Below are 14,487 nucleotides of genomic sequence, written 5' to 3'. Positions count from 1 at the left end.
TTAAATCCGCTTAGCGCTCGGTGGTGTTACCCCTGGCTCTGCTGTATCTTGGGCGATGAGGAAGGCTTCGATACGTGGCCACAGCCCGCCCTCAACGGCCATGTCCTCGCAAGTTACCAACCCCGCCGATACGTCATACCAGATGGGTAGCCTCAGGCTAGCTCCATGAGTGAGTAGCAACACGACGATGTCTTCCAACCCCCCACGTAACGCGGCGGCGAGCGGCGAAAAATATAGGCCAGGAATAACCGAATCGAGCAGGTGGCTATGCAGATGGTCATAACGAAAAAGCGTGTTCGGGTTGGCGCCTTTGTTCAAAAGCCAGGCAACAAGCGGCAGCGATTGGCAGCGGACGGCTTCGTCCAAAAGGCACCACGCTTTTCCCTGACGAATCCAATTAGCTTGATCCGCTGTCGCTACCGCCTTGACCAACCCGGCAAGGTCGCCGCGCTTGATTGCATCGAACGCCTTCTCTACCTGCTTGACCTGCGGCGTGTGCTTGGTGGTTTTGCTGCGGCCGTTTTTGCGCTTTTCCGGTTTGGTGGGTTCACAACCGGCCTCATAGGCCATGCTCGACCAAAGAATTTGTTTTAGCAGGTTTCTCATAGAAGCTTCTAACGAAGTTGACATTTGTTTCTCCATCAAACGGGCATGGCTAACTCCAAGCTGCGTCGCCCTCAAAAACGCAATCCGGGTGGTGAGTGCGGAAGCACTCATCAGGATGAGTTTTTTAGGACCGCCGGCTCAGAATGTTCCCGAGCTGACGGCCCAGTTCACGGGCAACCGGCACGGCGACCGCATTGCCGGCATGTTTCAGAGCGTGGCTGGTGGTCTGGTGATGCGATGCCCATTCCGGCATGCCTTGCATACGGCTGGCCTCGCGAGGTGTCAAGCCGCGTGCCTTTCCATTGACGAGATAGACTCCGGTGCAGGTAGCACGGCCACCGCCCGTTGCAGTCAATGCGGCCCCAAGTCCCTTGGCGCTGTAAAGTCGGTAGCCCTGTGCGTCCAGCAACCTCTGTGTTTTGACAGTTTTGAGTAGTCCAACCTCGATCAGCGACGATTGCCGTTCGGTCGGGACTACGCGGTGCAGCACAAATTGGTCGTCAGCAATGGAATGCGGCACGTTGTGTTCCAAGATGTCTTCAACGCAGGCCGTCGGGGCTTGCTCGGTCGGGAACACGTAGCCCATGATGTCATCCACCGGTAAACCTAGCCGGGTTGCCACGATGAAGGAGCGTTCGCGGCTCTGCGCTAAGCCAAAACCGGATGCGTTCAGCGTGCGGTGCTGCACTCGGTAGCCCGCACGCATGAGCGTGTTTAGCACCACCTCGGCATCAGCGCCCCCGTCATGCGTCAGTAGCTGGCGGGCACATTCGATGATCACGACCTTGGCGTCGATTTCGCCCGCCAGACGCAGGGAGTGCCGATAGACATCATTTCGCACCGGATCGGCAAGCCCTTGGTGCTTGCCGGCTGTGGAAAACGCCTGGCATAGTAGGCCCAAGGTCAAAATGTCGCATTTGAGTTTGGTGCCATCCAGCGTGCACAGATCGTGGTGGATATCGCGCGGTTTGACGTTTCTCTGATAGACGCGGCGGGCTTCGGGGTCGATTTCGCAGGCAAGCACCACCTCGGCACCAAGGCTGGCCAAGCCCAGGCCAAAGCCACCCAGGCCGCCAGAGCACAAGTCAATCACCGTGGTTCCATGAAGGATCAGCGTCTCATCGTTCTCGCGTGATTGGACAATAGCTTCGGTGGCCCAGGTTTCCACGGCTTGCACCTTTTGACGCCATTCCGGCGTTTTGGCAAGCGCGCCGAGTTGCTGGCGGATCTTCCCCAAGCCAGTATCAAGCCCATGCTCGACTGCCTCGCTGCGACTTTGATAGACGATGGAGCCAGTGTGTGGCTGCAAGCCATCATGCGGCAGGTGGCCGCATAGGCAGCCCCAAATGGGTTCTGCAATCCACTGACGATCGCCCAGGCAATGGGCCTGGATTGTCAGGCGGATTCCACCTCCTGCTGCCGGGTGGTTCATAGCGAAATCAGGCGTTTCGACGACACCACGGGCGTTAAAGTGCCAAGGCACAGAAGCCGGAGCAACGTCTGGGGATTTTTTTAAGCTGGAATTGCGCTTCGCGGCGCGAGGATGACTGACAGATTGAGCGTTCACTTCGGACCTCCGAACGAAAGCCATGGCTAGCAAAGCCATAGCTCGTTCGGACGCCGGTTTCGCGGTAATGACCGCTAGCGGCTCTCTCAGCGGCAGCTGAGGCTCATTTTCGACAGCCCGTCCAAGGAAAAATCTCCCCGCCTTTCGGCTACGCTGTATCGAGTAGGGATCAACCCAAATCTAGTCCGGTCCTGCTTGTCCAGAGAGTTTCTGCCATCTCTCGGGGAGCGCTTCTGCTAGTCGTCTGACTAACTTGGGGCCGGGATGCATCAATTTTAATTCAGGAAATTGGTCTGTGCCTGTTTTGGCACCCTGTATCACTTAAATTTTATTTCACAATAACTCGTGAAAACAGCAGCCAAGTAGTTCCAAGCGACCGTTCCTATACCAAGATGGTTTAAGTACGGTCCACCCGGGCTTGTTCCGCCTTTACGCAAGCTTGTGGGCGATTTGTTGGAACACATCCCGGCCCTGCCCGTCGCGCTGGACGGCGAACAGGAATAGGCAGCGGCCACCACTTGATTGTTCCCACTGATGCCCCACCTGCTGCTTTTCGCGCGAATCGTCGTTGGTCTTGTAGGGTTCGCCCTTGTATTCGACAGCCAGCACGCGGCCATCGGTCAACTCGGCCACGAAGTCGGGATAGAAATAGTCCGTGGCGGTTGGCAGCCAGAAGGAAAACTTTTCCTGTCGTTCGATGTTGCGCACCCACTGCTTGACCTTGGCGTGAGCGTCAATACTCTGCGCGCAGCGGAACTCTTCGGCAATCGCTCCGGCCTGTGTCTTTTCGCGCAGGTCGTGAATCACGGGGTAGAAGTGTTTTGAAAACTCATAGCTGCCTTGATACATTTGCCGCGCCGGATATTGGCCAGGATGGTAGTGGAAGCTGTAATGCGCCAACTCCTCGATTCTCGGAACAGCCATTTCCATCAGTCTGCCCTGAAAGCCTTTTGCCATGGCAATCTGGCGTAGCCGCTTGACTTCTTTAACCAGCGCCTGCGCCAGCTGGAAGCGGGCGCGAACAAGGGATGTCAGCGTAAAGCTGCGCTCGGCGATCAGGTGGGTAATCATCTTGACCAGATACGCCTGCATCTGCGCCTGTCCGATGTCGCTCTGGCGCACTTCTACGTCCATCCACCGAATCAAGTCCTGCTGACTGGTGTGGCTCACGGTTTCATTGAGTAAAAGCTGCTGGGCATCGGTATGCTTATAGGTAACTTTGGCGCCATTGACATCAATCTCGAACGAGTTGACGGTCTCGGTGATGCCGAATCCCGCGAGCTGCACCTGCTGGTCCAACAAGCTCCAATCGCCCAGGCTGGAAAGCGTTTCGCGTTCCACAACTTCGAGGTGGCCGTCGAGGTTCAGGCAAAGCTGGGGAATGGCGGCAAACTCCAACCCCAACTGTGCTGGGGCTCGCATGGCTTGGCGCACCGCCCGGTGGGCGTCGAACTGCTCCTTGACCTTTTCCCGCGCCTTGGCAGGCATGGCATTACTGATGAATGCCTCGGCCTGCGCCAGTATCTCGCTACTGACTTCGCCATTGAGCAAGACGGTGGCACCTTGCGTGGTCTGCATGACCCGCACAACCTGCTTCAATTCCTCGGGCCAGTTCTGCGTGTCCGGTGCTTGCGGCAGGTCGATGTGGCAATCCGGCATCGCTGGCGTGGCAGCACCACCCGCGCGGGCGACGGCTGGTGTGCCGCCTTCGCCGCCGGTCAGCGGCAGCGATTGTTGAGGAATGATGAATGAGGCCGTTTCTAACCTCTCAAATCCCATGTTCTGCACCATGCGATCTTTGAGCGTGGCCGCCGCCTGTGCGAAGTTGTCGGCCACGATGTGAGCGTAGGCACGGTTCAGCGAGTCCTGTGTCCGGTTTTTTGCATACGGCATGCGCAGCACGCGGCCCAGCAACTGCTCCACGTCCTTGGACGAGTTGACCGATTGCAGGCTTGCCAGCACATAGGCAAACGAGCAGTCCCAACCTTCTTTTAGCGCCTCAACGGTAATGACATAGCGAATGGTCGTGTCGGGATCAAACAGGTTGATGCCGTCCAGCTCTTTCTGCGTGCCGGTGGCCACCGCGATTTGATTTTCCGGGATACGTTCCTGCTCGATCAGGTGTTGCCGCACCACGTCCACCACGGCCTCACCGCCCTTGGGCTGGGCCTGCACGAGCACGATAGGCCGAACGTAATCCGGTTCGCGCTGCGCGGCCAGCTCCAATCGGTCGCGGGTCAGCACGGCATCGCGCAGACACTCGCGCCAGCCCTGCGGATGTTCGACCAGCACAATGGGGAGCTTGATCATCTGCTCGGCCTTCAACTCGGCGGCGGCGACGTGATATAGCACATTGTTCCCGGGCACTGGGGTCGCGGTCATCTCGATGACACAGCTCGGATTAACGCGCCCCAGGGATTTGAAAAAGCGGTCGGTGCGATTGTTGTGTGCCTCGTCCACGATGACGATGGGGCTTTGCAAGTGCATCCAGTTCGCCACCGAATACTTGACCCGGCCCAAGTCCTTGACGGTCAGAAAAGGCTGGGATAGCAAGTCGGTCTCGGACACTTTTTCCAGGCCTGCGGTCAGATGCGGCGCCAGGTTGTCGAAGTGCGGCGCCAGTTCCTCGAAAAACGAATAGACGTTGCGCTTTGCAGTGTCGCTCACGTTAAAGGATTGGATGGTGGCCACGACCACGATGGCAGCCTTGCCGACATCATGCGGGCTCACGGTTTGCAGACTCTCCAAGTCGCACACCTGCACGCGGTCGCCAAAGTAATGGGCCAGCGCTTGCCGATAGGGATGGCGCGCATTTGCCAGCGCTTCGAGGGTCTGCGTGCGGATGGTGTCTGAGGGCGTGAGCCACAGCGCAATCGGCGCATCGCTATCCAGCACGGCCTTACCAGCCATAGCAACGGCGTGCGCCGCCATGATGGTTTTGCCGCCCCCAGTTGGCACGCGCAGGCAAACGCAGGGGACATCGCCGAACAAGGCTTGATAGGTCTCGCCAATGCGTTTCTGCCCTGCAAGGATGGTCGCATAGGCATCCGCTACGGGCTTGCTGCGGGTGTCGGTCAGAAACTGGGTGAGCGTCCCAAGGGCAGTTTGTTGGTAAGTTTTGAGTGTCAGCATGGCTCTTATTCTTCTCGCTGGTCAGCGCATTTTTACGTCATAGGGTATTTGTTTGAAGGTGATGCCCTCGGCTGCGAGGCGCGAAGCACCTAGGCGCGACATTTCGCCATAAACCACTTTCGGCCCCGCGTGCGGAAATATTTCGTTGATGGCTTGCAGCACGGCGTGAGTTAATACGTTGCCACTTGCGGGGTGCCGGTCGCCTAAGGCGCCGTTGTAAAGCAGGTAGTAGGCAACGCCGTTTTGAATGCCCAGTAGCGGCATGTCGAAAACCTGGTGGCCGGGCTCTCCGTTCTCACAGTGCCAGACATACGCAGCCAGCGAGGCGAACTTCACTTTCGCGCTAATGCGACCATCGGTGTCAAAGGTGGGATCGCCCAGGGTGCAGAAGCGGAACCCGCCACCGCCCCGCCATTCCACATTGGTGCTGATACCGCCTTGCTCACCCTCAATGACCTTCTGCAATCGGGGTAGGCAGTGGGTGCGGGCATGGTCGCCCATTTCGATGCCGATGTAGCGGCGATTCATTTTGTGGGCCACTGCGGCAGTGGTGCCAGAACCAAGGAACGAGTCGAGGATCAGGTCGCCCGCTTCGGTGCAGGCTTCAAGAATCGTGTTTATGAGCCCTTCTGGCTTGGGAAAGGAAAATTTATTCTCCAGACCGAACAGTTCCATGCTTTCATATGTTCCATGCTGAGTGTAGTGTCCCTCGATGATCGAATAGGGCTTACGCCGCCGCTCGTCTCCATCTGGATCGCGCAGATACTGCTTGTATGAAACGCTGAACTTCCCCTTCTTCTCTGCGATAACAATTTCGCCATTGGCTTGCGCCGACACGACTCGTTCTTGCGACCATTGCCATTGCTTATCGGGCCAGATTTCATGCCCGTCTGGATGCATGATGGCATAGCGAAGATTCGGACGGGCATCCATGCTCGTTGTGGCCAGTGGTTGAAGTCGATAGGGTCCTCTGGTCGCGTGTTTTGCGTCCGAGAACTTGTAATATTTTTTAGCTGCCTCTGGGTCCGGTGGGAGCCACATCTCAGGGAACAGTTCAAGACGCTTGGTATAGCAAAGCACATGCTCATGAAGTCCCACCACCCACTTGGCCTTCGCGCCGCCTCCGTAGCTCTTTTTCCAGATGAAGCTAGTCAAAAAATTCTGACGACCAAAGACTTCATCCATCAGCACTTTGAGGTAATGCGCCTCACGGTCGTCAATGGACAACCAAATAGAGCCATTCTCTGCCAGCAGTTCCCGCAGCAATACTAGCCGGGGATACATCATCGAAAGCCATTGACTATGTTCAAGCTTGTCGTCGTAGTGCTCGAATGCGCTTTGGGTGTTGTAGGGCGGATCTATGAAAATGCACTTGACCCTGCCCGCGTAGAACGGAATCAGGGCTTTCAGCGCGAGCAGGTTGTCGCCCTGGATTAGCAGGTTGTCAGCATTGGCGCCGCTGATGTCCCCGTGGACGGACTCCTGTTTTAGCAAGTGGTAGGGCACCTCGCGGGTGGTCTCTTTCGCTTGATTTTTGTTTACCCAGTCTAAAAATGGCATGTGTTCGTTTTCTTTGTTATAAAATCGCCCGGTCTTGCCGGGCAATTACACTTCATACTAGTGTGTACGGAAAGCTCTGTTTTTTGATGCAGAAAGTATGGTTACGTTAAGCGGCTAAGTGTTTCGTTGTCCACGTGTTCCAGCATCCCTTGATGTATTTAATTTTTTCGATATCAATGAAGGGATAATAAAGGGCTTTGAACCCATACTGTGCCTGTAATTTAATCGCCACAGTGCTGCGGTAATGTTTGCCCTTGACGCTCTGGTTTTTGTGGCCGGTCCATTGGTCGGCTTGAACCTCATCCATATCACTCACACCGAGCATATCGCAGACGGTATCTCGAAAGCTGTGCATGACTTTCATTCGGTGGATATGCACTCCGATCTTCCTGAGGTAGTCGTTGCCGTCGCGAGATAAGTTCCGCTCCCGTTTTCCGCGCGAGTCCAAAGGCAGCGTCGGGAAAAATCGCGTTGCGCCGATTGATCGCATGTCATCGATGTAGTCCTGAATGCCAATTTCGTAAAGATCGGGGTGAAGTGGAACGAGGCGCCTTGATACTTTGTTTTTGGTGCGTCGCGCATCTGGCACTTTCCTTTTGCTCTGAATAGAGAGTGGTTTTTTTCGAGGTATATGCCGGATAGCGATGCAGGGAATCCCCTGTTCTTCAATGAAGTCATCCAAGCCCAAGCAAGCAAGTTCGTTGAGCCGCGCGCCTGTATAGAGGGCCAACAAAGCGGGCCAGAATTGTGTTGGCCGCTTGGCGCTTCCGAACGATGCCGGATCGAAAATCGTCTTCAATTCAGTTTCTGTGAATGCCTCAGCGCCACCTTCCTCTTCTCCGTCAGAGTGTCTCAACGTTCTTTCCATCGGGTTGGCACCTAAACGGCGCCCAGACCGGATAGCGATGTCCATAAACCCCAGAATATTGGTTCGGATGGAGTTTGCAGACTCGGCAGCAAGCGTTTCCAATTCGATGAGTTCACCATTTGGACCGGTTCCAGCAGGCGGCGACGCTAGCATTTCCTTTGACGTTTTTATTTGATGCCCACGCTTATTGGCATGCAACGGCACGTGGGCCAATGCCTCCACGAATTCCATAAATTCGCTTTCGTCGATTTCATGCACCATGCGTTGCTTTCCGCCAACCATGGTCGCGAACAATTCAAAGCTCTCGGTGTAGGATTTCTTTGTCGAAGGCGCAATGCCTTTTTTCGTGAGCATGTAACCGTCGAATGCTTCTTGCAATTTCGCTGGGCGCGGCGGCAGAGGTTGGGTCGGCATATCTGGTTTTGCCAGCATTTCCGAAATTTCGGCTTTGAGCTTTCGGGCTTCATCTTCGAGTCTAGCCCGCGCCTCCGGAGAAACACCATCAGCACGTTCAGCCTCGCGTCGGGCCTGCGCCATCGCCAACAGGGTTTTCATTTCCTGATCGGCGACCCTGGGGTCGCTACTGGTTTCAATGCGCGTCGCGCTGAACGAACCATCGGCACCAATTTGTAGGCCTTCGACGATTAATTTCTTAACATCATTCGGGTTGATGCTTTTGGGGTCGATCGTCATGAGCTGGTCTAATTTGGTCAAAAATGGTGAAATTTGCGACCAAATTTGGTAGCCAGTTATCCTAGCATGGCGCGGACATCTTATGCCCAAAGATCGCACCACCTCGGTTTGGCCGATAGCGCGAGCAATTGAGGTGGGCAAAATGATGCGGAAATAGAAGATGCCATGCCGGGAGCGGCGCAGATGGGAGGGGAGTAGCATGTGATTCCTCGTTAGAGGGTGGATCACCTACATGGTGCACCGGACTGTGCCGGAAACGAAAAAGCCTTGACGAATCAAGGCTCTGGAATCTTGGTGGCCCGGGGCGGAATCGAACCACCGACACAAGGATTTTCAATCCTCTGCTCTACCGACTGAGCTACCAGGCCAAGTACATCTACATCTGCAACATTTGCCCGCTGGCGGGCAACTTCAACAAACAAAAACGCCACCCACAGGCGGCGAAAATGCATTCTTGGTGGCCCGGGGCGGAATCGAACCACCGACACAAGGATTTTCAATCCTCTGCTCTACCGACTGAGCTACCAGGCCAAGAGGCATGATTATAGACACCCGGTCCGCGCTTTGCAAGTCCGACCGACAACTTTCTCGACAAATCCTCTGAGCGGGGCGAAAACTGTCTTGTTGCCAGCCGCTATAATGCCCTATATGACTAGTCCAAATTCTTCTTCCGCGCGCCATCAGAGCGCGGTGTGTATCGTTGGCAACGGCGCCATCGCCAAGACCGCCGCCCTCGGCTTCGCCCAGGCCGGTCACAGCGTCACCGTGCTGGTCCCGCCATCGGCTTCAATCACCCCGGCCGCCGCCGGCGAACCAGCCTGGGATGTGCGCGTCTACGCGCTTAACCACACAGCCCACGGACTGCTGTCCTCGCTCAAGGTCTGGGGTGCGCTCGACATGGACCGGGTGGCCGCGGTCGACACCATGGCCGTCAATGGCGATGGCGCGCGCCCGGGCGACCTGGCGTTCGATGCCTTCGGCGCCCATGTCGGCGCGCTGGCCTGGATCGTCGAAGACCGCAACCTGAACCAGGCGCTGGACGCCGCGCTCAGGTTCGCCGCCAACGTCACCATCGTCCAGGGCCGCGCCGTGAGCCTGGCGCTGGAGGCCGACGGCGCCAGCGTGCGCCTCGCCGACGGCAGCGCCATCGCCAGCGCCCTGGTGGTGGGCGCCGACGGCGGCCAGTCGTGGGTGCGCGGCCAGTGCGATATCGGGGTCGATTACCGCGCCTACCACCAGCGCGCGGTGGTGGCCAATTTTTCCTGCGACAAGCCGCACCACGGCGTGGCGCACCAGTGGTTCACCGGCGAAGAGGGCATCGTGGCGCTGCTGCCGCTGCCCGGCAAGCGCGTCTCGCTGGTCTGGTCCGCGCCCGATGCGCTGGCCGACACCCTGATGAATGAAAGCCTGGGCGAACTGGCCGTGCGCCTGGCCGTGCTGGCCGGCGACAAGCTGGGCGAACTCAAGCCGCTGCAACCGGAGGCGGTCAAGGACTTGCCGCTGGCGCTGATCCGCCCGCACGCCATTGTCGCGCCGCGCGTGGCGCTGGTGGGCGACGCCGCCCACGTGGTCCATCCGCTGGCCGGGCACGGCATGAACTTGGGCTTTGCCGACGTCGCCGGCCTGCTCAAGACCATCGCCGCGCGCGAGCCGCAGCGCGCCATCGGCGACGAGCGCGTGCTGGCGCGCTACGCCCGCGCGCGCAAGGAAGACATCCTGCTGATGCAGGTCGCCACGGACGGCCTGGCGCGCCTGTTCGGTACCAATCTGGAGCCCGTGCGCATCGCGCGTAATTTGGGATTAAACTTGCTGGATAAGTTGCCTGTTCTCAAGCGTCGACTGATGTCGCACGCCATGGGCAAGTAGCGCTGTTAATGAATCGGAGATCATCATGTTAAACAAAAAAATCGCGCTGCTCGTCCTGACGGGCTTGTTCGCCGGCGCAGTGAGCGCCAAGCCGAGCGTGGAAGAAACCATCCGCAAGCGCGTCGAGCCCAAGCTGGGCAAGGACGTGAAAATCGAGTCGATCAGGAAGACACCCTACAGCGGCCTGTACGAAATCCGCGCGCACGGCGACATCATCTACACCGACAAGCGCGGCAAGTACCTGATTTTCGGCCAGGTGGTCAACACGCAGTCGCAGCGCAACCTGACCAAGGAACGGGTCGAACAGATCAACATGATCAAGTTTAACGAACTGCCGTTCGAACACGCGCTCAAGCTGGTCAAGGGCGACGGCAAGCGCATGATGGCCATCTTCGAGGACCCGAACTGCGGCTACTGCAAGCGCTTCCGCCAGACCACGCTCAAGGAAATCGACAACGTGACGGTGTACACCTTCATGTACAACATCCTGTCCGAGGATTCCTCGGTCAAGTCCAAGAACATCTGGTGCGCGCCGGACCGCAACAAGGCCTGGGATGACTGGATGTTGGACAACAAGGCGGCGCCGGCGGCCGCCGCGACCTGCGCCAGCCCGAACGAGAAGGTCTTCGAACTCGGTCGCAAGCTGCGCATCGAAGGCACGCCGGCGATCTTTTTCGCCGACGGCAGCCGCATTCCGGGCGCGATCGATACCAAGGGCCTGGAAGCCAAATTCACCAGCCTGGGCACACCGGGCAAGCCGGCCAAGCCGGTGGCAGCGGTGGCAGCGGCGGTGCCCGCCGCCGTCGCGAAAAAATAGACCAGAATAAAACAGCAGTCCAAAGCGCAGCACCACCAAGAGGGAATTACAGATGGTTACTTTGAATATCAACGGCCGCGAGATGCAGGTCGATGCCGATCCTGCCACCCCCATCTTGTGGGCGTTGCGCGATAACCTGAACATGACGGGCACCAAATTCGGTTGCGGCGCAGCCTTGTGCGGCGCCTGCACCGTGCACCTGAACGGCGACGCGATCCGCTCCTGCATCACGCCGATTTCGGCCGCCGCCGGCCAAAAGATCACCACCATCGAAGCGATGGAGGCCGACCCGGTCGGCAAGGCCGTACAGGATGCGTGGGTGCGCCACGACGTGCCGCAATGCGGCTACTGCCAGAGCGGCCAGGTGATGAGCGCCACGGCCCTGCTGCGCACCAACAAGAAGCCGACCGACGCCGACATCGACGGCGCCATGAGCGGCAATATCTGCCGCTGCGGTACCTATCAACGCATCCGCGCAGCCATCAAGGATGCGGCCACCACGTTAGCCTGAGGAGAGCCGCATGCGTACAGAATGGATTAACCAGGCGGCGTTGACACGCCCGCTTGAAGGCGGCATGTCGCGCCGCAGTTTCATGAAAGCAGGCGCGGTGGCCACCAGTGGCCTGGTGCTGGGCTTCTTCATGCCGGGTGCGAACAAGTTTGCGCGCGCGGCCGATGCCGCCGCCAAGCCGGTGTACGCGCCCAACGCGTTCCTGCGCATCGCGCCGGACAACAGCATCACGGTGATGGTCAACCGGCTCGAATTCGGCCAGGGCGTGCACACCGCGCTGCCGATGCTGATCGCCGAGGAGCTCGACGCCGACTGGACGCAGATGCGCGGCGAACTGGCGAGCGCCGGCGACGTCTTCAAGGACCCGGCGTTCGGCATGCAGATCACGGGCGGCTCGGGCACCATCGCGCACTCGTTCATGCAGTACCGCGAAATCGGCGCCAAGGCGCGCGCCATGCTGGTCGCCGCCGCCGCCGAACAGTGGAAGGCCAATCCGTCGCAGCTGAGCACTGCCAGCGGTTTTGTAATGCATCCGGACGGCCGCAAAGCCAGCTACGGTTCGCTCGCGGATGCGGCCATGAAGCAGCCGATGCCGGCCACGGTGGTGCTCAAGGATGCCAAGGATTTCCGCTTCATCGGCAAACCGGTCAAGCGCCTCGACGCGCTGGCCAAGTCGAGCGGCAAGCAGCAGTTCGGGATCGATTTCACCCTGCCCGATGCGAAGGTGGCCGTGGTGGCGCGCCCGCCGGTGTTCGGCGCCAGGGTCGCCAAGCTGGACGCCGCCAAGGCGCGCGCGATCAAGGGCGTGATCGAGGTACTGGAAATCGCGCTTGACCGCGGTGGACGCGGCGTGGCGGTGATCGCCGACGGCTACTGGCCGGCCAGGCAGGGCCGCGAGGCGCTGCTGATCGACTGGGATACCAGCGCGGTCGAGAAGGTCACGACCAGCAAGCAGATGGCCGAGTTCAAGGCGCTGGCCAAAAAGGCCGGTACTGTCGCCAGACAGGCGGACGTGAGCAAGCTGGCGGGCGCGCCGAAGAAAATTTCGGCCTTCTACGAGTTCCCGTACCTGGCGCACGCGCCGATGGAGCCGCTCAACTGCGTCATCGACCTCAAGGCCGACAGCTGCACCGTGTGGGCCGGTACCCAGATGCAGACGGTCGACCAGGCCGCCATCGCCGCCACCGCGGGGCTGAAGACCGGGCAGGTCACGCTCAACACCATGATGGCGGGCGGCGGCTTTGGCCGGCGCGCGGTGCCGACCTCGGACTACCTGGTCGAAGCGGTCAATGTCGCCAAGGCCTACAAGGCGGCCGGCAAGAGCGGTCCGTTGAAAGTGATCTGGAGCCGCGAAGACGACATCAAGGGCGGCTACTACCGTCCGTCGCACGTGCACCGCGCCGATATCGGCCTCGATGCCAAGGGCAATATCCTGGCCTGGGATCACGCCATCGTCGGCCAGTCGATCATCAGCGGCACGCCGTTCGAGCCGGCCATGATCAAGAATGGCGTCGATGCCACCATGGTCGAAGGCATGGGCGCGCCGTACGAGGTGCCCATGAAGCTGACCGTCCACAACGCCAAGGCCAACGTGCCGGTGCTGTGGTGGCGTTCCGTCGGCTCGACCCACACCGCCTTTGTGATGGAAACCCTGGTCGATGAAGCCGCGCACGTGGCGAAGATGGACCCGGTGGCCTACCGCAAGAAGCTGATGGGCGAGAAGCACACGCGCCACCTGGCCGCGCTCGACCTGGCGGTCGAGAAATCCGGCTACGGCAAGCGCAAGCTGGCCAAGGGGCGCGCATGGGGCGTGGCGCTGCACGCGTCGTTCGGCTCGGTGGTCGCGTATGTGGTCGAAGCGTCCGTCGTGAAGGGCGTACCCAAGCTGCATAAAGTCACCGCCGGCATCCACTGCAACCAGGTCGTCAATCCGCTCACGATCGAAGCGCAGGTGCAGGGCGCGGTGCTGATGGCGCTCGGGACCACCTTGCCGGGTGCGGCGATTACGCTCAAGGATGGCGTGGTCGAACAGCAGAACTTCAGCGACTACACCGTGGCGCGCATGACCGACATGCCGCAGGTGGACGTCTACACGGTGGCGTCCAGCGATGCGCCGACCGGCATGGGCGAACCTGGCCTGCCGCCGCTGGCGCCGGCGTTTGCCAATGCGCTGTTCACGCTGACGGGCAAGCGGCTGCGCAAGCTGCCGTTCGACCTGAAGGCGGCTTGACCGCGCTTGCTGGAATGACCCCTGTCGGCATTTTGCTGGCCGCCGGCAGGGGACGTCGTTTCGATCCGACTGGCGCAGCGAGCAAGCTGCTCCAGCCTTTGCCTGGCGGCGCGCTGCTGGTCGCCGCCAGCGCCCGTGTTCTGCTCTCCTCTGTCGACAAAGTGATCGCTGTGGTGCGGCCCGGCGACGGCGGCGTGGGCGACTGCCTGCGCGCGCTCGGCTGCATCGTCACGGTGTGCCCGGACGCCGACAGCGGCATGGCCGCCTCGCTGGTGCACGCGATCCGCCATTCGCTGCCCGAGGCCCCATCGTGGCTGATCGCGCTGGGCGACATGCCCCATGTACGTCCCTCCACCATGCTGGCGCTGCGCGCCGCGCTGGAGCAGGGTGCGCCGATCGCGGTGCCGGTGCACGCCGGCCAGCGCGGCAACCCGGTCGGCTTTGGCCGCGTCCACCTCGACGCGCTGCTGGCGCTGCGGGGCGACCAGGGCGCACGCGCCATCCTCAAAGCGCATCCGGTGAGTGTTGTCGCGGTCGACGATCCGGGCATTTTTTCGGACATCGATACCGTCGCGGACCTGTTAAAAACAAGTACACTCGCGTAAGGTTGACAGCCTGCGCTGGTCCATCTCCACGA

The 14,487-nt window shown here is 59.7% G+C and carries 10 protein-coding genes and 2 tRNA genes; 5 read left to right on the top strand and 7 right to left on the bottom strand.

Annotated features, from left to right (window positions below):
• The 7 genes from F2P44_RS20475 to F2P44_RS20445 all read right to left on the bottom strand — a co-directional run bounded on the left by F2P44_RS20475 (position 1) and on the right by F2P44_RS20445 (position 8,957).
• Positions 1 to 606 carry an ankyrin repeat domain-containing protein gene (locus tag F2P44_RS20475; protein WP_167088898.1) on the bottom strand — a complete coding sequence of 202 codons (606 nt, stop codon included), beginning with the start codon at positions 604 to 606 and terminating at the stop codon, positions 1 to 3.
• 124 nt (positions 607 to 730) lie between these two features.
• The gene (locus tag F2P44_RS20470) at positions 731 to 2,173 is read right to left on the bottom strand and encodes a DNA cytosine methyltransferase (protein ID WP_167088897.1); all 1,443 of its coding nucleotides are present in this window, start codon (positions 2,171 to 2,173) and stop codon (positions 731 to 733) included.
• A gap of 429 nt (positions 2,174 to 2,602) precedes the next feature.
• Positions 2,603 to 5,305, bottom strand: a complete 2,703-nt coding sequence (locus F2P44_RS20465; protein ID WP_167088896.1) for a DEAD/DEAH box helicase — start codon at positions 5,303 to 5,305, stop codon at positions 2,603 to 2,605.
• 21 nt (positions 5,306 to 5,326) lie between these two features.
• The gene (locus tag F2P44_RS20460; protein WP_167088962.1) at positions 5,327 to 6,865 is read right to left on the bottom strand and encodes a site-specific DNA-methyltransferase; all 1,539 of its coding nucleotides are present in this window, start codon (positions 6,863 to 6,865) and stop codon (positions 5,327 to 5,329) included.
• Positions 6,866 to 6,971: 106 nt separating this feature from the next.
• Complete coding sequence (locus tag F2P44_RS20455) at positions 6,972 to 8,627, bottom strand: site-specific integrase (protein WP_167088895.1); 1,656 nt, start codon at positions 8,625 to 8,627, stop codon at positions 6,972 to 6,974.
• A gap of 91 nt (positions 8,628 to 8,718) precedes the next feature.
• Positions 8,719 to 8,794, bottom strand: a tRNA-Phe gene (locus F2P44_RS20450).
• Between the two features lie 87 nt (positions 8,795 to 8,881).
• Positions 8,882 to 8,957, bottom strand: a tRNA-Phe gene (locus tag F2P44_RS20445).
• A gap of 117 nt (positions 8,958 to 9,074) precedes the next feature.
• Here F2P44_RS20445 and F2P44_RS20440 point away from each other — a divergent pair.
• From F2P44_RS20440 to F2P44_RS20420, 5 genes are read left to right on the top strand one after another with little or no spacing between them, the layout of a single operon-like run.
• Complete coding sequence (locus F2P44_RS20440) at positions 9,075 to 10,292, top strand: FAD-dependent monooxygenase (RefSeq protein ID WP_167088894.1); 1,218 nt, start codon at positions 9,075 to 9,077, stop codon at positions 10,290 to 10,292.
• Between the two features lie 25 nt (positions 10,293 to 10,317).
• Positions 10,318 to 11,109, top strand: a complete 792-nt coding sequence (locus F2P44_RS20435) for a DsbC family protein (protein WP_167088893.1) — start codon at positions 10,318 to 10,320, stop codon at positions 11,107 to 11,109.
• A gap of 52 nt (positions 11,110 to 11,161) precedes the next feature.
• Entirely contained in the window at positions 11,162 to 11,620 is a 459-nt protein-coding gene (locus tag F2P44_RS20430; RefSeq protein ID WP_099874104.1) for a (2Fe-2S)-binding protein, read from the top strand.
• A gap of 10 nt (positions 11,621 to 11,630) precedes the next feature.
• Positions 11,631 to 13,850: a xanthine dehydrogenase family protein molybdopterin-binding subunit gene (locus F2P44_RS20425; RefSeq protein WP_167088892.1), complete on the top strand. Its 2,220-nt coding sequence runs from the start codon at positions 11,631 to 11,633 to the stop codon at positions 13,848 to 13,850.
• On the top strand, positions 13,847 to 14,455 hold the full coding sequence (locus tag F2P44_RS20420) for a nucleotidyltransferase family protein (protein WP_308610257.1): 609 nt from the start codon (positions 13,847 to 13,849) through the stop codon (positions 14,453 to 14,455). Before F2P44_RS20425 ends, F2P44_RS20420 begins: the two co-directional genes overlap by 4 nt.
• The last annotated feature ends 32 nt before the right edge of the window (positions 14,456 to 14,487 follow it).

The organism is Massilia frigida, from assembly GCF_011682175.1.
GTDB lineage: Bacteria > Pseudomonadota > Gammaproteobacteria > Burkholderiales > Burkholderiaceae_D > Telluria_A > Telluria_A frigida.
The sequence above is the reverse complement of the archived record's forward strand: the minus strand, read 5'-3'. Positions and strand labels throughout refer to the sequence as shown.